Source organism: Chryseobacterium sp. KACC 21268, from assembly GCA_028736075.1.
Lineage (GTDB): Bacteria > Bacteroidota > Bacteroidia > Flavobacteriales > Weeksellaceae > Epilithonimonas.
This window is the reverse complement of the sequence record CP117875.1, coordinates 3,848,848-3,870,539: the sequence shown is the minus strand read 5'-3', so window position 1 is coordinate 3,870,539 and position 21,692 is coordinate 3,848,848. Positions and strand designations below refer to the sequence as shown.

At 37.9% G+C, this 21,692-nt stretch carries 25 protein-coding genes; 10 read left to right on the top strand and 15 right to left on the bottom strand.

Going from position 1 to position 21,692, the window contains the following annotated elements:
• Positions 1-66 precede the first annotated feature (66 nt).
• The 9 genes from PQ459_17680 to PQ459_17640 all read right to left on the bottom strand — a co-directional run bounded on the left by PQ459_17680 (position 67) and on the right by PQ459_17640 (position 5,366).
• Entirely contained in the window at positions 67-207 is a 141-nt protein-coding gene (locus PQ459_17680; GenBank protein ID WDF46716.1) for a hypothetical protein, read from the bottom strand.
• Positions 208-407: 200 nt separating this feature from the next.
• Positions 408-905 (bottom strand): hypothetical protein, encoded by a 498-nt coding sequence (locus tag PQ459_17675; protein WDF46715.1) that lies wholly within the window; start codon positions 903-905, stop codon positions 408-410.
• Between the two features lie 155 nt (positions 906-1,060).
• The gene (locus PQ459_17670) at positions 1,061-1,240 is read right to left on the bottom strand and encodes a hypothetical protein (protein ID WDF46714.1); all 180 of its coding nucleotides are present in this window, start codon (positions 1,238-1,240) and stop codon (positions 1,061-1,063) included.
• An 11-nt stretch (positions 1,241-1,251) separates the two neighbouring features.
• Entirely contained in the window at positions 1,252-1,863 is a 612-nt protein-coding gene (locus PQ459_17665) for a DUF4230 domain-containing protein (GenBank protein ID WDF46713.1), read from the bottom strand.
• A gap of 49 nt (positions 1,864-1,912) precedes the next feature.
• The gene (locus tag PQ459_17660) at positions 1,913-2,458 is read right to left on the bottom strand and encodes a thioredoxin family protein (GenBank protein WDF46712.1); all 546 of its coding nucleotides are present in this window, start codon (positions 2,456-2,458) and stop codon (positions 1,913-1,915) included.
• 95 nt (positions 2,459-2,553) lie between these two features.
• A complete protein-coding gene (locus PQ459_17655; protein WDF46711.1) occupies positions 2,554-3,021 on the bottom strand; it encodes a nucleoside triphosphate pyrophosphohydrolase family protein in 468 nt (155 codons plus the stop codon).
• A gap of 239 nt (positions 3,022-3,260) precedes the next feature.
• A complete protein-coding gene (locus PQ459_17650; protein WDF46710.1) occupies positions 3,261-3,653 on the bottom strand; it encodes a DUF1801 domain-containing protein in 393 nt (130 codons plus the stop codon).
• 12 nt (positions 3,654-3,665) lie between these two features.
• Positions 3,666-4,163, bottom strand: a complete 498-nt coding sequence (locus PQ459_17645) for a DinB family protein (GenBank protein WDF46709.1) — start codon at positions 4,161-4,163, stop codon at positions 3,666-3,668.
• Positions 4,164-4,241: 78 nt separating this feature from the next.
• Positions 4,242-5,366: an acyl-CoA dehydrogenase family protein gene (locus tag PQ459_17640; GenBank protein WDF48745.1), complete on the bottom strand. Its 1,125-nt coding sequence runs from the start codon at positions 5,364-5,366 to the stop codon at positions 4,242-4,244.
• A 134-nt stretch (positions 5,367-5,500) separates the two neighbouring features.
• Between PQ459_17640 and PQ459_17635 the strand changes: the two genes are divergently transcribed.
• The 5 genes from PQ459_17635 to PQ459_17615 all read left to right on the top strand — a co-directional run bounded on the left by PQ459_17635 (position 5,501) and on the right by PQ459_17615 (position 7,745).
• Positions 5,501-6,013 carry a ribonuclease domain-containing protein gene (locus PQ459_17635; GenBank protein ID WDF46708.1) on the top strand — a complete coding sequence of 171 codons (513 nt, stop codon included), beginning with the start codon at positions 5,501-5,503 and terminating at the stop codon, positions 6,011-6,013.
• Positions 6,014-6,078: 65 nt separating this feature from the next.
• Positions 6,079-6,393 (top strand): barstar family protein, encoded by a 315-nt coding sequence (locus PQ459_17630; GenBank protein WDF46707.1) that lies wholly within the window; start codon positions 6,079-6,081, stop codon positions 6,391-6,393.
• Positions 6,383-6,835, top strand: a complete 453-nt coding sequence (locus tag PQ459_17625; GenBank protein ID WDF46706.1) for a GNAT family N-acetyltransferase — start codon at positions 6,383-6,385, stop codon at positions 6,833-6,835. The genes PQ459_17630 and PQ459_17625 overlap by 11 nt, the downstream gene beginning before the upstream one ends.
• Positions 6,836-6,915: 80 nt before the next feature.
• Complete coding sequence (locus PQ459_17620) at positions 6,916-7,419, top strand: DinB family protein (GenBank protein ID WDF46705.1); 504 nt, start codon at positions 6,916-6,918, stop codon at positions 7,417-7,419.
• Positions 7,416-7,745: a hypothetical protein gene (locus PQ459_17615; protein WDF46704.1), complete on the top strand. Its 330-nt coding sequence runs from the start codon at positions 7,416-7,418 to the stop codon at positions 7,743-7,745. Before PQ459_17620 ends, PQ459_17615 begins: the two co-directional genes overlap by 4 nt.
• 12 nt (positions 7,746-7,757) lie before the next feature.
• Here PQ459_17615 and lnt read toward each other — a convergent pair whose 3' ends face one another.
• The 5 genes from lnt to PQ459_17590 form a co-directional block, all read right to left on the bottom strand.
• Complete coding sequence (gene lnt / locus PQ459_17610; GenBank protein WDF46703.1) at positions 7,758-9,431, bottom strand: apolipoprotein N-acyltransferase; 1,674 nt, start codon at positions 9,429-9,431, stop codon at positions 7,758-7,760.
• Positions 9,432-9,499: 68 nt separating this feature from the next.
• Complete coding sequence (locus tag PQ459_17605; protein ID WDF46702.1) at positions 9,500-10,222, bottom strand: DUF2071 domain-containing protein; 723 nt, start codon at positions 10,220-10,222, stop codon at positions 9,500-9,502.
• Between the two features lie 53 nt (positions 10,223-10,275).
• Positions 10,276-11,934, bottom strand: coding sequence for a gliding motility-associated ABC transporter substrate-binding protein GldG (gene gldG, locus PQ459_17600; GenBank protein WDF46701.1), 1,659 nt, complete (start codon positions 11,932-11,934; stop codon positions 10,276-10,278).
• A gap of 177 nt (positions 11,935-12,111) precedes the next feature.
• The gene (locus PQ459_17595; GenBank protein WDF46700.1) at positions 12,112-12,840 is read right to left on the bottom strand and encodes an ABC transporter permease subunit; all 729 of its coding nucleotides are present in this window, start codon (positions 12,838-12,840) and stop codon (positions 12,112-12,114) included.
• A 53-nt stretch (positions 12,841-12,893) separates the two neighbouring features.
• Positions 12,894-13,451, bottom strand: a complete 558-nt coding sequence (locus tag PQ459_17590) for a CopD family protein (protein WDF46699.1) — start codon at positions 13,449-13,451, stop codon at positions 12,894-12,896.
• A 152-nt stretch (positions 13,452-13,603) separates the two neighbouring features.
• Between PQ459_17590 and PQ459_17585 the strand changes: the two genes are divergently transcribed.
• Together PQ459_17585 and PQ459_17580 are read left to right on the top strand one after the other, a co-directional pair.
• Positions 13,604-15,754: a M12 family metallo-peptidase gene (locus PQ459_17585; protein WDF46698.1), complete on the top strand. Its 2,151-nt coding sequence runs from the start codon at positions 13,604-13,606 to the stop codon at positions 15,752-15,754.
• A gap of 224 nt (positions 15,755-15,978) precedes the next feature.
• Positions 15,979-18,123, top strand: a complete 2,145-nt coding sequence (locus tag PQ459_17580; GenBank protein ID WDF46697.1) for a M12 family metallo-peptidase — start codon at positions 15,979-15,981, stop codon at positions 18,121-18,123.
• Between the two features lie 58 nt (positions 18,124-18,181).
• Here the strand turns inward: PQ459_17580 and PQ459_17575 are convergent, their stop codons facing one another.
• Positions 18,182-19,009, bottom strand: a complete 828-nt coding sequence (locus PQ459_17575; GenBank protein WDF46696.1) for an SAM-dependent chlorinase/fluorinase — start codon at positions 19,007-19,009, stop codon at positions 18,182-18,184.
• A 102-nt stretch (positions 19,010-19,111) separates the two neighbouring features.
• Here PQ459_17575 and PQ459_17570 point away from each other — a divergent pair, with 102 nt between their 5' ends.
• The 3 genes from PQ459_17570 to PQ459_17560 all read left to right on the top strand — a co-directional run bounded on the left by PQ459_17570 (position 19,112) and on the right by PQ459_17560 (position 21,664).
• Entirely contained in the window at positions 19,112-20,059 is a 948-nt protein-coding gene (locus PQ459_17570) for a PhoH family protein (GenBank protein ID WDF46695.1), read from the top strand.
• A gap of 59 nt (positions 20,060-20,118) precedes the next feature.
• On the top strand, positions 20,119-20,640 hold the full coding sequence (locus PQ459_17565; GenBank protein WDF46694.1) for a hypothetical protein: 522 nt from the start codon (positions 20,119-20,121) through the stop codon (positions 20,638-20,640).
• Positions 20,641-20,812: 172 nt separating this feature from the next.
• Positions 20,813-21,664, top strand: coding sequence for a transketolase (locus PQ459_17560; GenBank protein ID WDF46693.1), 852 nt, complete (start codon positions 20,813-20,815; stop codon positions 21,662-21,664).
• Positions 21,665-21,692: the final 28 nt, after the last annotated feature.

Below are 21,692 nucleotides of genomic sequence, written 5' to 3'. Positions count from 1 at the left end.
AAACAAAAATGATGACACAATCTACTGTCGGACAAAATTTTAACAGTATTTAAGATTTGGGCGCCTTTATCCGCCTTCCGCTCCCAATCTTTTTGCCTTGGCTTTTCCAGCCACAAAAAAGGATTTCCGCTCAAGTCGGGGCGCGCTTCGCCAAGTTGAACATTTCTGCATAAAAAAAACCTTCCAGTTCATCCGAAAGGTTTCCATAGTTTGATTTATTTTAAAAAAGTTGCTATAACACCGAGGTTACGCAGCCCGGCCTGAACGGAACTCCTTTTTTGCTTGCCGAAATGTTAATATCGTAGACCAATCGTCGTGCAAAAAAGAGTGGGAGTGGAGGACGGAATAGCTGCCCAAAAAATTGCTAACTAACTAACTAACTAACTAACTAACTAACTAACTGCTAACTATTTGAATTTAGTGATTCCCAGACCATCAATCTCATCCGCAATTCTTTTCTCGTGGTGGTGGTGTGGTTTTCGGTCATTGGTAAAGAATAGATTGTTTCGGGCTTTTGCGATGATTTTCGCATTTCGGCTTTCGGAAATCACATATTCGTGATTCGGGAAATTTTCAGTCATATGGTCCTGAGCTTTCTCCTCTACATTCACGGCGCCATTGTTGTCCAGGATGTCCTTCACGATGTGCGCGTCCTGCTCGGTCTGCAGATGGACGGTAATCGTGTTGTGGTCGATACTTGCGTATTCGAAACGGGCTTTGTCGATGTGATTGTCATCAAATAACCAATTCCAAAAACCATTTTTCTTCTCAATGTCCACATTTTGCACAGTCTCGTGATGAGAATGAGAAAGATTGTAGTCATTGTAACCAGCGTTTTCCAATTTTAAAAGGACCTTGTCAGCCTCTAGCTGAGTGGGAAAAAGCCCTACAACAATATAAGACATAGCTGTAATGTTTTGATGAGACGAAATAAAAAGAACACTTCTGAACCAGATTTTATGTCATCTGATTTCTAATATTAAATATATGTTAATTTTATCAAATAAACAAGCCTTTCAAAATAAATTTGAAAGGCTTGTTGAATTTTTCGCAAAGAAAACTATTTTTCTGTGTTGTCTGTTTTTCCGTCCTTGTTGACCTTGGAACCTTTTTCGACATCTTCTTTATCAATGTCAGGCGGGTTTTGCTTGTCAGATGATGCTGGAATATCTCGGAAATCCTCGGTCTGTTTTTTCTGTTCGGACGAGTTGTTGCTTTCTTGTTTTTTATCTGGTTCCATAACGATTGATTTTATAATTCGGTGGCGGGAAAAGTATTGGTCTTATCCTCGATGGAATAATGCAATGCCTTTGCCAAAACGAATATATCGTTCAGATTATCTTTCAATTGTTTTTTGCTTTGCTCTTTCAGGCTGTTCTGGTTCACGCTTTTTGCCATATTTTTCTTGGCAGATTCCATCACACCGTTGATGTCTTTCTGCGTGAATCTGTTAATCGCGTAATCATCCATAAAATGAATTTTCACATCCGGGAAAATCTTGATTTCGGGCTGGGGAATTTCTTGCAGAATCAATTTTTTATTCACCGTGTCCACATCGATTTTCATTTGTTTCAAATCGTAGGAAACCTGTGCCTTTGCAGTCGTGTAAAGCACCATTTCTCTTGGTAGAATATCAAATCCTGCGATATTTGCCGCCGAACTTTTGTGCGTTTGGAAGCTGGAAAAATCCTGTTCCAAAACCACCATTTTGTTCATCTTCTGGATTTGATTCGTGATGAGGTAATAATCTTGATTGATGAGCGCCGCATCTTCTTTCTTGTTGCAGCTTCTCCACGATAGAAATAAAAAAACCGTAAGAATGATTCCGAAAATAAAAGAAAGGATGCCTGTGTACTTTGTCATTTGAATGATTGCGATTTGTCAGCCAATTAAGTTTTGAAATCAATTTCTTCTACTTAAATAAGCCTGAATTATTATCTTTTTTCAAAATATTAAGCAAATCTTTCTCCAAAAATCCAGTTTCGGGCATTTCTGTGATTCTTCCGATTTCTTTTCCGTATTTTTTGACGATGATTGTCGGCACTCTCGTGATGTTGTAAAGACCTTCTTCGCCAGCTGGAGATTCCTTTTTGCGGTTCACGGCGATGATTTGCATTTTGTCCGTATTGTATTTCAAAGTTTCCAGGATTTTTATCAATCTCGGAAATTCTCTGTGGCTGTCCTCGCACCAACTTCCGACGAAAACTACCAAAGAATAACTGTTCAGTTTTTCTTTCTTCAATTCTGCCAAACTTGTCTGGTCGATTTGGTAGCGGTTGTATTCCTCGTCAAACCAGGTTTTGTAAGGTTCTTTTCGGAATTGGTCAAGCGACTGCGTTCCCAAAAGCATTTTGCCATCGTTCTTGGATTCTACTTCACGATTGACGATGACGCGTTCTGCGCAAGAACTGACGAACATCAAAGCTAGCAACCCAAGTAATATTGAAATTTTTTTCATTATGTTTTATTTTTAACCACAAGGTTAACAAAGGTTTTCACGAAGTTCACAAATTGTGGTCATTGTGAAAATCTTAGTGTCCGTTGTGGTAAATATTATTTATTGATTATATCTGATAAATCAGCAGCGGAGTAATACTTGTTCTTCAAAACCTTGTTGTCTGCAACGCGGTGAACATTGTATTTATCGCCAGATTTTTCGTAGTAAGCATCTGTTCCTTTGGCTTTGTAGAATTCTACTGTTTCCTGCGCCTGAATTTCGTTATCACAAGCTTTGGACATATTGGAACGCTGAACTTCATTGAACAATTCCACGAATTTATCGCCCAGTCCAAATTCCAAAACAGCGCCGCTCAAAACGTATTGAAGGTCGCAAAGTGCATCAGCAACTTCCACCAAATCGTTGTCTTCAATCGCTTTTTTCAGCTCGTCCAATTCTTCCTGTAAAAGGCTCACTCTCAGCTCAGCACGTTCTTTTGAAGGAATCTGAGGTGTGTCAAGAATTGGGGCGTTGAAGGTTTTGTGAAATTCAGCAACTTGGTTCAGGCTGTCTATCTTTTCCATATATTTTCTAAAATTTAAACAAATATAAAAAATGCCATCCTTAAAGACAGCATTTATTTTTTATTAACCACAAATCGAAGATTCGACGAAGTCAAAAGTCACGAAAGAATTTTATGTGATAACAGAATTTTTTCATTCCATAGGAATTTCCACTATAATTGATAAAAGTATGGTTAGATTCCTACGGAATGACAAACTTAATATTAGTTTTAAAAGTATTTCTTTTATGTTTTTAAATATTACTTCAACCGTTCCAAAACACCTTTCCGCTTCACAATATTTTTATAATCCCATTGGATTTCTCTGGATTTTTCCAGCCAACGTTTCAAATCGTCTTTATCAATTTCATTCACATCATTATAAAAAATAGACGCGTCTTGGAATTTTTCGCCTTCCACATTCAGTTTTTCTTCAGCGAAAGATTTTCCGCTCCAGAACATCAATCGAATTCCTCGTTTCTGTTTGCTGTAACCGACAATTGGATTTCCAGCTAGAAACCAAACTGGATGCGCGTGCCAGATTTTGTTCTCGGCTTCGGGAAGATGTTTGGCAATTTCTTCGGAAAGAAGAGTTGCGATTTTCTCGTCTTCAGATTCTAATTTCTGATTGTAGGAAGTGATGTCGGGATTCATTAATTATTATATTTAAAACTTATCATCCGCAGTCGGACCGTAAAAACCTGGAACTTTGTTGCCTGTTGCCCGGAGATAAACAATCAATTCGCCACGATGGTGATATAGATGATTGAAGAGCGTTGTTCTGATAATGTTGTACTTTGGCGTTGGTGGAATCAGGACTTTTTCCTTCATCGTCATTGTCCAGGGTGTGTTCAGGTTATTTTCGTCGAGCTTTTCGAAAGCTTCTTTGGCCAGAGAAAAATTCTCTTCAAATTTTTTCAGAATATTTTCCGAAGCCGAGTGATTTTCTCTTTCGTATTTGAAATCTGACAACTCAAACGCATCAGACAAAAGGACTTCGGGATACCAAGCATAAATCGTTGCAACGTGCGAAGCCAGCTCTGCAGTGGACCAAGTTTTTTCTGAAGATTTCCAGCCAAGCGCAGAATCTGGAATCGCTTCCAAGACTTTGCGTGTGTTTCCGGCTTCCTGCAGAAACTCTGAGATTAACAATTCTTTAATCATAGTATTAAATTTAAAAACCCTTTCAAAGTTAAAAAAATTTGAAAGGGTTTGATATTTTAAAATGTAAAATTTTGATTCTTAAGACGTAATGTCTCTTCCAATCACCAATCTCTGGATTTCAGAAGTTCCTTCGCCGATTGTACAAAGTTTAGAATCTCTGTAGAATTTTTCAACTGGGAAATCTTTTGTGTAACCGTAACCTCCAAAGATTTGAACCGCATTATTGGAAATTCTAACACAAGCTTCAGAAGCGTATAATTTTGCCATTGCTCCTTCTCGTGTCATTTTTGCTTTTGCATTTTTAAGGTCAGAAGCTCTTCTGATTAGCAATTCTGAAGCGTCAATTTCTGTCGCCATATCAGCCAACATAAAATTTACCGCCTGAAAACTTGAAATCGATTTTCCGAACTGGTGTCTTTCCTGAGCATATTTAAGTGCCGCTTTGTAAGCGCCTCTCGCAATTCCCAAACTCAAGGCTGCGATAGAAATACGACCGCCGTCCAGGATTTTCATTGCTTGTTTGAAACCGCTTCCAACTTCGCCCAATCGGTGAGAATCCGGAACGCGAACATTGTCGAAAATCAATTCTGCTGTTTCCGAGGCGCGCATTCCCAATTTATTTTCTTTTTTACCGGATGTGAAACCTGCCATTCCTTTTTCCAAAACAAAAGCTGTGGAATTATTCTTTGCTCCTTTTTCTCCAGTTCTTGTCATTACCACTGCAATATCGCCGGAAATAGCGTGCGTGATGAAGTTTTTTGCACCATTGATAACCCATTCGTCGCCATCTTTCACAGCTGTTGTGGACATTCCGCCAGAATCTGAACCAGTGTTGTGTTCCGTCAATCCCCAAGCACCGATGACTTTTCCGGAAGCCAAATCTGGCAACCACTTTCTTCTTTGTTCCTCATTTCCGAATTCGTAGATGTGGTTGGTACAAAGTGAATTGTGCGCCGCAACGGATAATCCAATCGATGGGTCAACTTGTGAGATTTCATCCAAAATCGTCACATATTCCTGATAACCAAGACCAGAGCCGCCGTATTCTTCAGGGATTACGATTCCCATAAATCCCAATTCACCCAACTGGTGAAACAATTCTACAGGGAAAGTTTGGCTCTCGTCCCAATCCATAATGTTGGGGCGAATATTTTTTTCAGCAAAATCTTTTGCCGTTTCAGCTATCATTTTTAGGTTGTCCATAGTGGCAGTATCCATACTTTTATCTTTGTCGCCAAATATAGAAAAATTAGGATAAGGATAAATTATTTTTAAAATTTGTTTTTTATGCTTTAAGAATCGAGGTTTTCATTATTTTAGCCTAGAATTTTTTCGCAATGAATCCGAAATTAAAAACCCTTTTATTCTTTCTCGTCGGTGCTTTTGCCGGAATCTCGGTAATGTTTCTCATCACAAATTACAAAATCGAGAAGCGAAATAAATATCTGGCGGAAGCTGGAAATCGGAAGTCAGAAGTTGCCAAATCTGAAAACCAAACTCACAGAGAATCAAATTCAGAAAATTCCATCGAAGAATTGACGAATGATAATAAGGTCATTTCCTACGTTAAAGCCAATCACGAACTTCCTGATTACTATCTTACAAAATCCGAAGCGAAAAGTAAAGGTTGGAGTGCATCAAAAGGAAATCTTTGTGATGTTTTGCCCGGAAAAGCAATTGGTGGCGACAAATTCAGCAATCGTGAAAAACAACTTCCAAAAGGCGAACAATATTATGAAGCAGATGTGAATTATAACTGCGGAAACCGCGGCGCAGACCGAATTGTCTTTACCGAAGATGGTGATGTTTGGCTAACAAAGAATCATTATAAAAGTTTTGAGAAGAAATAAAATAGCTGGAAGATGGAAGTTTGAAGTGCGAAGAAAACTTCCAACAATTAATAATTTAATTAAAAATGAAAGAAATACTAATCGATTTTTCAAACATCGGCGACTACGAAGATTTCTATGAACAATTGAAATCAAAAGTAGAATTGCCGGAACATTTCGGAGACAATTTGGATGCGCTTTCGGATGTGATTTCTGGCGGTCTGGAACTTCCAATCCACATCGAATTTGTGAATATGAGCGTGGACCAATTGGAAACTTTCGAAGACCTTTTGACGACCTTGGGAGATGTGGAGGAGGAAGTGGAAGATTTCACTTTCAGCTATTACCTTGAGCAGTACGAAGATGGCGATGAAAATTCAGAAGAAAGCGATGAAGAATAATACAAGAAAAGCAACCATCGACGACCTTTCGCAATTGGCTCAGTTGTTTGACGAATACAGAATGTTCTATCACAAAACCTCTGATATTTCCGGTGCAGAACAGTTCATTTCCGAAAGATTGGAAAGCGAAGATTCTGAGATTTTTGTGGTGGAGGAAGAAGGAAAGTTAGGCGGTTTTGTACAGCTTTATCCATTGTTTTCTTCTACGAGAATGAAACGTTATTGGTTGTTGAATGACCTTTATGTTAATCCTGAATTTAGGGGAAAAGCTTATTCCAAAGCTTTGATTGAAGAAGCGAAAGAGCTTTGCAGAACATCCAATTCGTGCGGAATGTACCTCGAAACCGGAAAGGAAAATATGATAGGAAATCAGTTATATCCAAGTGCTGGTTTCAAAAAATATGATGAGGTCAATTTCTATGAGTGGGAAGTGGAATCATAAGATAAATGATAATTGATAAATGATTTTCATTTCGATGCCAAAAAATTTTAAATCTTGAATTTTAAATCTTAAATTAAAAAATGACCGATTTCGAGAAATATATCCAGCGTTATCTCGACCTTGTTCCATCAGAAAATTGGATTGAGGAATTGAAAATATCAGGGAAACAAACTTTGGAGATTTATGAAAAACTTTCCGAAGAACAAGGCAACTTTGCCTATGCTGAAGGAAAATGGAGTTCGAAAATGCTTTTACAACATCTGATTGATACGGAAAAAGTCTTTGCTTATCGCGCTTTGAGATTTTCCAGAAAAGACCAGTCTTTGGTTTCCGGTTTTGATGAAGAAAGCTGGGCAGACAATTCATACGCAGAAACCCGAACTTTGAAAAGTCTGATTAAGGAATTCAAAGTGACGAGAAAGCAATCGTCTATTTTCTTCAAAACACTTCCCACAGAAGCTTTACAATTGATTGGAATTGTGAATGGGAATGAGATAAAAGTTGAAACGATTGGAAAATTAACCGTTGGTCATAACCTTCATCATTTGAATATTATTAAGGAAAGATATTTGCCGAATTTATGATGGACTTATCTAAAGAAATACTCAATGTTGCATTAGATATGTCAATGGAATTCGGTGAAAAGTGGTTGAAACCAATTAACGAAAGACTTCATAAAAAGTATCCGGAAATCTCTTCTGACGATTTAGAAAAAATTAATTCAATCTGTAAAGAAGTAAACAAATTTGCAAATGACTATGTTTACGAAAGTGGTTCAGTTATTAATCAAGAAATCAGTTTTGTAGATTTCAATATATTTAAAGATATTATCTTATTAAAATATAATTGGATATCGGAAAGTAACTTGAGCCGTTTATACAGCCAAAGTTGTTATTATGCAATGAAATAACTTTAAATGTTTCTATTTCTTCCTAGTCAAATACTTCCTTCCCGGAATAAACAACAGCAAAGCCCCAATCACAAACATCGATAATCTGGCAAGAAAATCACCGCTTTTTGTGTAGAAAGTTTCGTGGTCAATCAGATTCACTTTTGCCACCAAAGCGCCTTTTGCACCATAAGGTAAATCATCCACAATATCGCCTCGGGAATTGATGTGCGCGCTGGTTCCACTGTTCGCTGCTCTGGCAATTTCTCGTCGGGTTTCTATTGCTCTTAATTTTGCGTAATCCAATAATTGTTTGTGTCCTTGGGAATAACCCCACCAGGAATCGTTGGTAACTATGGTTAGGAGATTGGCTCCTTTTTTCACATAATCAGTCACGTATTCGCCATAGACACTTTCGTAGCAAATGATGGGTGCGATGACGGATTTGTTAAAAGGATTTGCAAACACTTTTCTTTCTTTGGAAATGCCAAGAGAACGGGTTGTTCCGCCTAAATCAAGCATCACATCACCCAAGATTGGTTTGAAGAAATTGATATAAGGGAAAATCTCAACGCCTGGAACCAACATCGCTTTGTGATAAACTTCTGGTTGCTGATTTGGGATGATTTGTATCGCCGAATTATATTCATCCACCCAGATTCCTTGTCTTTCAAGATAACTTGCCGTGACAGGTTTTTCCTCATCATCCTTATAAACGTAATAGCTGGAAATTCCGCCTGCAAAAACTGATTTCGGATGTTGAGTTAAAAATGTTTTTATATTATTAATGAGCAAACTATTGTTAAATCCGCGCTCACTGATAGAACCTGGTCCAGGCAAAGAAGTTTCCGGAGCAAGGTAAAGGTCGATGTCTTGCGGTGCTATTTTCGCATCTTCTGGTGGATTTGGGTCCACAAATTTTGAATTTTCGGTAGCTATTTTTAAAAGGTCGCTTTCAATGGTCAAACTGTCTTTTTGATATTTTTCATTGTAAGGGTCCAAAGCAGGTTGAAGCATTGTCACATTCAAAGTGCCGACCGTTTTCGGTGTGTAATTATAATATTTGACCAAAGAAATCAACATTGGTAAAATAATAAAACCGGCCACCATCGATACATTTTTAATAAGTGGTTTTTTCTTGCGTCCAGCTTCCCAAATTCTAAAAGTGTAAAATGCCAAGACATTGCATATCAAAATCCAAAAACTGCCGCCAGTTGCGCCCAAAGTGTCGTACCATTGGATGAATTGGTGATAATCTGCGAAGACATTTCCGAGATTCAGCCAAGGCCAGGTGAATTCCCAAACCAAGTGCAACTTCTCAAATGCCATCCAAATCACCACGAAAAACACCAACCCGAAATAGGTTCCCTGACTTCTTTTGTAAAGTCGATAGAAGTGGAAGATGATTGACATAAAAAAGGCGTTCGTCAAAACTGGAAACAAAACGGCCAGAAGAGAATTGCTCCCGTCCGGAAGTTTGGAATTGTAGAGCCAACCGGTCGTAACCGCATTCCAAATGACAAACGTAAGATAGGACAAACCAAATATCGCCAAACTTTTCCGTTTGATATCACTGAATTTCGCAATGTTGTGTTCCATCATCAAAAGTGGAACGAATGCGAAAAATATAAAAAACGGAATCCCGTAAGTCGGCCAGGAAATGGCGAGCAAAACTCCGGATATTAAAGCTAATAGAAGGTTTTTCATTATTATCAAAATATGATTTAACAAAAATACTCATATTGAAGTTAATAAATGTGCGCAGGACAGACATTTTACATTGGTTCTTTATATTTGTCTGTTTCGCTTTTCCATTCGTGCTCAATATTTGTCATCAGCAAAGCGTTGTCAAAAGTCACTGAACCTTCTGGGAAAAGTTCTTCATTCTCAAAAAAAGATGATCTTACATTTTTTATATCAAGTGGTCGAACTTCCCAGTGATAAGCTTTCAATCTCAGTCCTTCGAATTTGTTGTGGTTTGGAGAATAACCAAGATCTCCCTTTTCAAAAAAATCGGAAACATTATTTAATGTTTCAAAAATTGAATTGTCATTAAACACATTTGTCTCAGAAGCATCAAGTAAAATTTCGGTCTCATCAGAACTTTTAAAGTCAATATGATAATTTCCGTTGTTTTCATTGACATTGAATTTTGCTTGGTAATGTTTCCCAGGGAATATTCGTCCGCCAACAAGAGTATTTAGTTTAAGTGAAGTGTCTCGCCGTGGAATGTAAACTCCAGATTTGGTCTCTCCATTTTCGTCCCATTCTACGGCAATTCTGTGAGCGCCATTTTCTGAGTTCACTCCAAGAAAGTCAGGAAGTCCTTTTGGTTTAATGTGTTTTAATCTTATTAAACAAATTCCAACGATTGCTTTTTCCTTATAAAGTTTTGGTCTGAATGGAAATGGGATGATTTTCTCAACTACTTTTGGGTCAGCTGTGAAGTTGATTAAAATTCTTCTGTCAATGTATCCGTGAATTGTTGGGATTTTCATTTTATGAAGGTATTTACAATGTTGTGAGTAACATTAGGAAATGAAATTAATTCTTACGAAAATCTCTTCTTCCTCATAAAATAAAATCCAGCACCTAAAACTCCCAAAATCCCCAATGGTAAAAGCAGATTGATCCATTGCCATTTCGAGCGTTCTTCGTCCACACGTTCTCTGTCCAGCAAACGGATTTCGATGGATCTGTTGCGGAGTTCCATCATATTGCTGTCGTCCAAAAGATAATCCAAGGCATTTCTTAGGAATTGCGCATTTCCGTAATGTTCTTTTGTTAGTAGATCTTCACCCAGAGGGAGCGGTTTTCCTTTCCAGATCTGGTTTCTTGCAATGTCACCGTCGGCAATTACGAGCATTTTGTTTTCTGCGCTTTGAGCTTTGAAGCCTGGATAAGTATTTTTCTCACTTCTCGTCGCATAAGCTGAACTGAATTTCCCTTCCAAAGCCACGGCGAAGATTTTCGGTGGCGTAGGACGTTCCATCTCACCGATGCTGTCTGCGCGCACGATTTCGGACAAAGCCACATAATTAGGAACCGTTTTGCTAATGGTTCTTTCGCTCGATTCGAACAGAACTTTGGTCTTGATATTTGGTCTTCCCAAGGTATCAATAGAAGTCGGGAATTCAAATTTTACAGGATTAATGTTTTTCGTAATCGGGTTCTTTGTTTCTGATATTCCCAACGGAAAATAAGGCCATAGAAAACTGCTGTATTGCGGATTACCAGCTACTTCGCCCGAAACAATCCTGATCAAAGCGGATTTTTTCATATCCTTCGTCAAAGCAGGATTGATTCTCAATCCATAGTTGAACATAAAATCCGTCAGGTTGAGGTCTAGCGGATAAGCCATTATTTTCTTCGCCTGGAAAAGTGTGTCCATTTCGGCATTCACAGCATCAATCATCCAAAGGGTTTTTCCGCCATTCATAATGTATTGGTCAAGAATGACTTTTTCGCCATCGGTAAAAGCTTTTCTAGGCTTTGCGATGACGAGCGCATCCATTTGTTTCAGTTTCGGAACATCGGCCAAAGACAATTCGGTCTTGTTTTCCGGAATCACGGGGCCAACATTGTAATTTTCCATCGCAACATCCAAAAATCCTCGGAATTCATCTGGACTCAGTTCCTGCTGATTCACCAAAAATCCAATATTCTTAGCTGTTTCTTCCGTCATTCCTTTGATGGTCGAGGCAAAATTGTATTCCAGATTTTCAATCGATTTGTTGAGTTGAGTCGATGCATCGATTCCAGATTGCTGAATGATGAGTGGCACCGAAGTTCCGTAGCCATTGTATTTGATCGCGGCGTAAGGAAACATCACGATCTCGGAGATCTTTCCATCTTTCATATCCGGAAGGATCGAAGGTTGCATTCCCATTCCGGCCAAAGTATCTTGCGGGATTTTCTCTGCAATCGGGTCACGGAATTTGTAATCGATCTTCGGATTGATTTTTCGGAATTCGTCCAACATAAACTTGGTCTCATTCTGAAGCTGCTTGAAGGAAGCTGGGAAATCGCCATCCAGATAGACTTCTATCGTCATCGGTTTGTTCACGCTTTCCAAAACTTTGATGGTGGAGTCCGAAAGCGTGTATCGTTTTTCCGCCGTCAGATCGAAACGTTTGTAAACCAATCCGCTCATCCCGATGATGAGAAGAACAGTGATAATGATAAGGGTGATTTTATTTTTTTTATTCATCTTGATTAGTTGACAGTTGTTAATTGTCTGTTGATGGATTTTCTTTTTTTTATTATTTGGGCAGCTTTATCCGTCTTCCGTTCCCAAACTGTTACTCTGAGGCTCTCGAAGAGTTCACTCAAGCCGGGCTGCAGATTCTATGTATAAAGTCTTAACTCATTATTCTTGATTCTTTCCTTACTTCTTTTTCCAGACAAACCAACTCGCCAATCCCAATCCCAAGAATATCACGAAGAGAAAGTAAAAAACATCTCTCGTATCGATCTGTCCTCTGGTGAACGCTAAAAAGTGTTGGTAGAATCCAATATTTTGCAAAATGTAATCTGCGCTTCCCAATAATTTGTAACTGGCCAATTGCTCGATCCCGAAATATGAAATAAAACAAATGAAAACGCCCAAAAGATAAGCCGTGATTTGATTAGGTGAAAGCGATGAAGCCAAGATCCCGACTGCGGAAAAAGTAGCAATCAAAATGATCAAGCCAATATAACTTCCGAAGGTCATACTTCCATCAATATTGCCTTCCGGAACACCCAAAATGTAAACGGTGTAATAATAAATCAACGATGGCAATAGACATAAAACCCCAACCAACCAAACAGAAAGGAATTTTCCACCAACGATCTCCGTGATCTTCACAGGTTGAGAAAAAAGCCAAAACAAGGTTCCAGATTGTTGCTCCTCAGCCAAAGTTCTCATACTGATTGCGGGAATGATGAACATAAAAAGCCAAGGTGAAAGCACGAAAAAACTTTGCAGCGTTGCACTTCCAATATCGAAAATATTAAAATCATTCTCGAAGAAGAAAAGGAAAAGTGCAGAGATGACACTGAAGGCAGCGATGATGATCCACGCGCTCCAGTTTCCGAAAAAATTCCAAAGTTCTTTTTTGAATATTGCAATCATAATTTAGTTGTCAGTTGATGGTTTATAGTTGATGGGTTTTATTCTTGATGCTTTTATTTTGGTCCTTTTGTCTTATTTCGATTGACCAGTTTTACAATGGAAGTAATTAACAATATAATACCGAAGAATCCTAAGATCAATTGCCACCAATATTCTAGAACGTAATATTTAAGGATTACTGTAAAAACCACGGCAAATAAAATAAACGTTGCAATCTCATTGAACTGCCGAAGTTTGATATTGCTTGTCGGTAAAATATTGCCATTCAGTTTTTTGAGTTCCTTGACTTTTTTCCAGCACCAGAAATGATAGATTCCCAATCCGACCAAAAATGTCAGTTTCAAATGGAACCAAGGCGTTTTCATCAATCCAGAATTCAGGAAGATCATGGTCAATCCAGAAAGTAGCATCAATATTCCGGCAGGGACGGTGATGATATTCCAAAGTCTGACGGCCATAAAGATGTATTGATTTCTAAGGATTTCCTGTTTCACCTCATCAAAATCATCCGTATCCTTATAGTAAACAAAAAGTCTTACCAAGTAGAAGATCCCAGCAAAGTAACTTACCATAAAAATAATGTGAATCGCTTTGATAACAGAATAAAGCATCGGAAAATTTTTGCAAAGATACTTTTTATTGATAGAAGATAAAACAAGAAAGTATCGAGTTGGTTTTGATTTATTGATGTTAAAATCAAAATTTATTTACTGAATATAGATTATAATCGTTTATTTTGTGTTAAATAAATAAAAATAGAAGTATGAATAGAAGATTACAATTGTTTGTGTTTTTGGTTTTAGGTGTATTAGGATTTGCACAAGCACTAAGACCTATTGCCAAAGAAGTTAATGATTATCACGCTCAGCGGGTTGCTTTCAAATCTGTAGTGCCTTTCAGTTTGGATAACAGTGGGAAGCAAGCGATTTATCAGCAGGCTGCGAGAGACGCCAAGGTTTTGAAGCTTGACAACAAAAAGCTATCGGCGATCTTGTCCGAAAGACCCGAAGCAATAGAAATGACATTTCCTTTCGAGGATAGAGAACTTACCGTAGAACTGTTGAAGGTTGATATCTATTCCAACGATTTCAAAGCAGAAACCAATAAAAAAGTGGTGACAGATTACAAAAAAGGTGTTTTCTACCGTGGGATTATCAAAGGTGATACTAGATCTGTGGCAGCATTCAGTTTCTTTGAGGATGACGTCATAGGTGTGGCATCTGCTCCTAATATTGGAAATGTGACTTTGGGTAAAGCTGTAGCTTCCGAAGATTTTGTCGTTTACAATGACCAGAAACTGACAGGGAAAAATCCATTCATCTGTGCTGCGGATGAGATGATGGAAAATGAAAAACAAAAGATAAACTATAAACCTACTTCCAAAGCGCCGCAGGCTACAAATTCTTGTGTAAGGGTTTATTATGAAGTTTGTTACAAGCCTTTCCAGCAAAATAATTCTAATGTTACGGCGACGATCAACTGGATTTCTGCCGTTCACAACAATATTAATACTTTATACGTCAATGATGGTGTGAAAATGTCTCTCAAAACCATTTTTGTATGGGAAACTGCGGATCCTTACACCGGAACGTACAGTCAGAATCTTGCAGCATTCAGAACCAACAGGCCTACGTTTGATGGTGATCTCGCCCATTTGGTAAACTATCCATCTACGACAAGTGTTGCCTACCTAAACTCTTTGTGTGGTACTTATAAATATGCATATTCCGGGATTAATATGACTTATAATAATGTTCCAACATATTCCTGGACCATTATGGCAATGACTCACGAGATGGGACATTCCCTAGGTTCTCCTCACACGCACGCTTGCGCATGGAATGGTGATAATACACCTATTGACGGTTGTGGAGCGGTAGCAGGATATCCTGAGACAGGTTGTGATCTTGTAGGTCCGATCCCAAGTGCTGGCGGAACAATAATGAGCTACTGTCACCTGACCTCTGTTGGGATCAATTTATCTTCAGGTTTTGGAGAACAGCCAGGTGAGCTGATCAGACAGACTGTAGACTCCAAGGCTTGTTTAGGTGTGGATTGTACTACGGCTTGTGCTATTACCGTAAGTACCTTGGCGGTCAGCAACATTACTAAAACTAATGTCACAGCTACAATTACGGATGCAGTATCTACGCAATGGAAATATAGAGTGATCAAAATGGATGGTTCTGTGATCAAATCAGGGTCTGCAGACACAAAAGTAGTTACTGTAACAGGTCTTTCTCCAAACACTTTCTATAAATTTGAGGTAGGGACAGATTGTTCCGGAGCTTTTCAAAAAAGTCAGATTTTCTTAACTGAAGATGACTGGTGTGGGAAAACTGTGACAGATTCTGGCGGGGAAACTGCAAACTACACAGATAATGAAACCTGGACCAAGACTTTTTACCCAAATAGCGAAAATCAAAAACTGAAGATGACTTTTGAGGAATTTGATCTGGAAGAAGGTTATGATTTCTTAACTATTAGAAATGGAATTGCAAATTCTCCAGCCTTTTCTGGTGCTACCAATTTGTCGGGTACTACATTACCGGGTTCTTACCAATCGACTCATGCGACAGGAGCAATTACAATCACATTCCGCTCGGATGGAGGTGTTACGGCAAAAGGATTCAAAGCTAATTTGAGTTGTGCTGTTTTGGCTGTTGACGATTTGTCGAATTCAAAAGAAATGTCTGTTTCTCCAAATCCTGTTAAAAGTAACTTCAGGATCCAAGGAAATGGTAAAATAGAATCTGTGAAGGTTTTTGATAATTCTGGGAAATTGATTAAAACATTTGAAACTAACTCTATATCTGAGAATAATTACAATGTTTCTAAGTTGAAAACTGGCAATTATGTCATTATGATTAAAACAGATAAAGAAACTGTGAGTAAGAAAATTATTAAAGAATAAAAATTCTTTACTAATAAAAAATAGCCAAAAATTTACTTTTGGCTATTTTTTTTGAATGATTGTGGTGAAATTCAAATATAATTAAAATAATTTTCTGAAAATGTAGAATAAAAATCGATTTTGTAGTAATATTTTAATTATTGTAAAATAGTTAAAATTTGAATTATGAAATGAATTCTGATAAAAAAACGCTTTTTTTGTATCATAAATTTAATGATATAATTATGAAGAGAATTTTACAACTGTTATTTTCTGTTTCTATGGTTATTTTAGGATTTTCACAAAACCTGAAACCAATAGCGCAAAAAGTAGCAGACCAAAAATCCAAAAACAAAAGTTTTGTAAAGTTTAATCCCTTTACAAGAGATGTAACTTCGAAGAATGCTAATATTTATAAAAATGAAGCAGCAGATGTTACAGTAATGCAACTCAAACCTTCCGAATTACAGACCATTGTGAATGAAAAACCAGAAGCATTGGAACTTACCTTTCCATTCGAAGGTACTGATATTACGGTAGAATTGGTTAAAAATAATATTTTCACCAATGATTTCAAAGTAAGCACAGATAAAGGTGATAAGGCCTACATGCCTGGTGTTTATTACCAAGGAATTATTAAGGGCGATAACAAGTCCGTTGTCGCTTTCAGCTTTTTCGACAATGATGTTGTAGGAGTGGCTTCTGGCGATCGTTTTGGAAACATCGTTCTGGGAAAAACCAAAAGTTCGCAGGATTTTGTATCGTACAGTGATTATAAATTAAAAGCTAAAAACCCGTTCTCCTGCAGCGCTGAAGAACTTCCTGAGAATACATCAAACAAAATCTCTTTTGATCCGAAAAAGCAAGCGCCTAAGCTAACTGCCAACTGCGTGAGAATTTACTTCGAAGTGGGCTATGGTCCTTATACTCAAAATGGATCTAGTGTCTCTGCAACAACGGCTTGGGTAACAGCTTTATTCAATAATGTGAAAACTTTATATGATAACGAAAATGTAAATGTGGCAATCAGTGAAGTTTTTGTTTGGACTACTACTGATCCATATTCTGGAACACCAAGCGGAATCCTTAATCAATTCAAAGCGGCAAGACCTACTTTCAACGGAGATCTTGGTCAGCTTTTGAGGAATCCTGCTACTACGAGTGTGGCTTGGGTTAATGCGCTTTGTACCGTAAATAAGTATTCTTATTGTGGTGTCAACTCTCAAAATATTGCCGTGCCGACTTATTCTTGGAATATCGAAGCTATGACGCATGAGCTAGGCCACAATTTAGGTTCGCCTCACACCCACGCTTGTGCTTGGAATGGAAACAATACAGCCATCGATGGTTGCGGACCGGCAGCTGGTGCAGATGAAGGTTGTGATGGACCACTTCCTACAACGACCAAAGGAACTATTATGAGTTATTGTCATTTGGTCAATTCAGTAGGAATTAGTTTCGCTAATGGATTTGGTGAGCAGCCTGGTGATCTGATCAGAGAAACCATTGATTCCAAAGCTTGTATGAGTGGTGATTGTTCCAAATCTTGTGATGTCACCTTGACTAATATGACTTTGACTAATGCAACAGAAAACGCCATCACGGTTACACTTACAGACAATACATCTACCTCCTGGAAGTACAGAGTTTCAACAACAGATGGAACAATTGTGAAATCAGGAATCTCTTCGGCAAAAGTAATTAGCATCACAGGTTTGTCGCCAAATATTTTTTACAAAGTTGAAGTTGGTACAGACTGTTCACCGTTGTACCAAAGATCACTTGTTGTTTTAACAGGCGATAACTGGTGTGGAAAAGCAATCACAGATACGGGTGGGGCAGATGCCAATTATTCTATTAATGAAAACTGGACAAAAACTTTTTATCCAAATGATCCTACACAAAAACTGAAAATATCTTTTACCGATTTTGATTTGAATGAGAATGATTACATCACGATTAGAAATGGAACTGCAGCTTCTCCAGTGTTTACTGGTGCAGCAAGGTTGACAGGATCCAATATTCCTAATGACTACGAATCTACTCACGAGAGTGGTGCAATTACAATTACTTTTAGATCTACTACTGGACAGACAAGACCTGGTTTCAAAGCAAACTTTAGCTGTACAGCACTAGCAGTAAGTGATGTTGCTAATTCTAAAGATATCGCATTATCGCCAAATCCGGTGAAAAATCATTTTACGCTGAAAGGAATTGCAAAAATTAATTCAGTTGAAGTCTATGATATTTCTGGAAAATTGGTGAAGCAATTTGATGCTGATAGTTTGTCTAAAAATACTTTTGATGTTTCTAGACTTAAAACCGGAAACTATGTGGTGAAAATCAAAACAGCGAATGACAGTTTCAGTAAGAATCTGATAAAACAATAAGGATTATTTAAAATTAACAATAAAAAAACCGACAGCAATGTCGGTTTTTTTTATTTTTTTATTCAAATTCGATATAAATTTTTTCGCCTGTAGTCATTCCGAAAAGGGAGGAAGCGCCGTTCAAAACATTGCCCTTGTAGATGGTGATTTCCAGGAGTTCTGCATCATTGAAGATGACAGATGATTTGCCATGAGATTCCTGTTCTCTGTCCCAGTCTGTCACAACATCTGTATATTGATCCGATACTTTGGACGAAACAATATTCCTGAATTTCACAGTGAATTTCTCTGAAATTGAAGCGTATTTCTCAAAAAATTTTCGACTAATATTAGAAACTACATTTCCAAAATTATCTATGTACATCACTTCTCCGATGATCATTTTTTCAGCTTCATTATAGATTGCTCTTGGAAAAGAGACTTCTTTTATAGATTTTATTTTTCTTCCAATCACTTCCGGCAAACCTCCTTTATAAAGATGCATTGCAGCAGGAACAAAGATTTCAGTTGCAGGGAAAATCACCTTGTCGTCGAAACGGTTGTTTAGCGTAATTTCATAAATAGCTTCCGGCTTGATGTCGAAAAACATCAGATTTGTAATTCCATTATCAGCAGAAATAAAATAGTGACCGTCAATTTTAGCAATGATATTCTTTCTAGATTTATGATAAAAACTGTCCACCGCAACGATGTGGATGCTGCCTTCCGGAAAGAATTTATAAGCATTTCGGACAATGTACGCTGTTTGTAAAAGATTGTAAGCCGTAATGTTATGTGTAATGTCAACCACTTTTACTTCCTCGCTCCAGCTTAGGATTTTACCTTTCATGCTTGCAACGCGATGGTCCACAAGGCCGTAATCTGAAGTGAGTGTAATGACTGACATATTTTTTGTATTTGTTGCAAATTTAATATAAATCAATTTTTAAAGACTAATATCGTATCAAATCTATTCATATATTTGTTAGACTAACCACTATTATTATATATGTTCGAAATAAATTATGAACTCGAGGGTATAAACACCAAAACTTTTTATGGTGTTCAGAATCAAAATTTCAATTTGATAAAGTCCAGCTTCCCCACACTCAAAATCACTGGTAGAGATAACTTTGTCTTCGCAATGGGAAACAGAGAAACCTTGGACTTGCTGAAGAAAAAATTGGATGATGTCTCCGATTATATTTCCAAGCACAATTCCTTAGAAGTAAAACAATTGGAATCTCTACTCAAACTTAAGGACGATTCCGAAAAGCAATTGGTCTTCGATCAGGATATCATCGTAAAAGGTGTCAACGGAAAAGTAATAAAAGCCAAAACTACCAATCTTAAAAAACTGGTAAAAGTTTCTGAAAAGAAAGACATGGTTTTTGCCATTGGACCGGCGGGAACAGGAAAAACTTACACCAGTGTTGCCTTGGCAGTAAGAGCGCTTCGCGATAAAGAAGTGAAAAGAATCATTCTTACAAGACCGGCAGTAGAAGCTGGCGAAAGTCTTGGTTTCCTTCCTGGTGATCTCAAGGAGAAATTGGATCCATATATGCAGCCTCTGTACGATGCATTAAGAGATATGATTCCGCACGAAAAGCTGGAAGGCTACATGGAGAAAAGAATTATCGAAGTAGCACCATTGGCATTTATGAGAGGTAGAACGCTGGATGAAGCTTTTGTAATCCTAGATGAAGCGCAAAACACCACACATTCTCAAATGAAGATGTTCCTGACCAGAATGGGTATGAATGCGAAATTTATCATCACAGGCGATCCAAGTCAAATTGATTTACCGAAAAATCAGCAGTCAGGTCTCAAAGAATCTATGACCATTCTGAAAGATGTAGAAGAAATTGGCTTTGTGCATCTTACGGAAGAAGATGTCGTGAGGCATCCGGTTGTGAAGAAAATCATAATGGCTTACAACAGTATTGAGAGGAAATAGGATTTTTGCTTTGGTATAAATCTTGGTGTCTTTTTTATGAAAATTTAATTTTATAAACTATGAAAAAGATATTTTTAGCTGCAGCTATTGCAGTATTTGGCTTTACACAAGCGCAGGAAGGTTTTAAATTAGGTGCTCATATTGGTGCTCCAACAACTGGTAATTCTCCCTTTACTCTTGGGTTAGATGCGGCGTACAGATGGAATCTTGCAAAAGGTTTTGACTTAGGTGTTGCAACTGGATATTCCCATTTTATTGGTAAAAGTTACGATTACCCAGGAGGAAGAATCAAAGCGGATGATTTTGGATTTATTCCAGTAGCAGTATCAGGTAAATACTCATTCTCGGGTGCTCCAATCGCAGTAGGATTGGACTTAGGATATGGAATTTCTACAAATGATAATGTAGATGGCGGTCTTTATGCAGTTCCAAAATTTATGTATAACATTCCAGCTGGTGAGTTGTACGTAGGATATCAAAGCATTTCAGGAGATAACAGAAGATATTATGATGACAGACCTATTGCAGGTAAAGAATCTGTAGGTGCGGTTATCGTCGGATTTAATTTCAATCTGAAATAAATTTGCCATTAAAGTATATATTAACTCCGATGTTCTCATCGGAGTTTTTTGTTTTCACATTTTTTATTATTAAAAATTGTTAATTGTTAAAAAGTCATCTTTATTATGTTGAGTTCAGCTTGGAAGGACACATAAAAAATCAGTAATTTCGCATTAAAGTAAATCTTAAATAATGAGCAAATCTATTGAAGAGTTGAAAAGCCTTTCAACGCAGATCAGAAGGGACATTCTTAGAATGGTTCACGATGTTAACAGCGGACATCCAGGAGGTTCTCTTGGTTGTACAGAATATTTCGTAGCACTTTATGGGGAAATTATGAACTACAAATTACCTTTCACGATGGAAGGTAAGGGCGAGGATCTGTTTTTCCTCTCCAATGGTCATATTTCACCAGTATTCTACAGCACTTTGGCAAGATCTGGATTCTTTCCGGTTGCAGAATTGGCTACTTTCAGAAAGCTGGATTCAAGATTGCAAGGTCACCCGACCACGCACGAAGGTTTGCCAGGTGTAAGAGTAGCATCAGGATCTTTAGGTCAAGGTCTTTCCGTGGCTTTAGGCGCTGCGCAAGGCAAAAAATTGGCTGGTGATGACTCTTTGGTTTACACACTTCAAGGTGATGGCGAATTGCAGGAAGGTCAGAATTGGGAAGCTTTTATGTATGCCGCTGGTAAAAAAGTGGACAACATCATCTCTACCATAGATTACAACGGAAGACAAATTGATGGAGATACGGATACGGTCCTGCCATTGGGAGATCTGCACGCCAAGCTGGAAGCATTCGGATGGTTGGTTTTAGAAGAGAAAAACGGTAACGACTTGGAAGCTGTGATTGGAATCTTGAACCGAGCGAAAGCAGAAACAGGAAACGGAAAACCAGTAGCGATCATACTTCATACAGAGATGGGAAGCGGCGTAGATTATATGATGGGAAGCCACTCTTGGCACGGAAAAGCACCAAATGATGAGCAGTTGGACACTGCTTTCAAACAATTGTACCTAGAAGCTCCAACTGATTATTAATTATCAATGATAAAATATAAGTGATGAA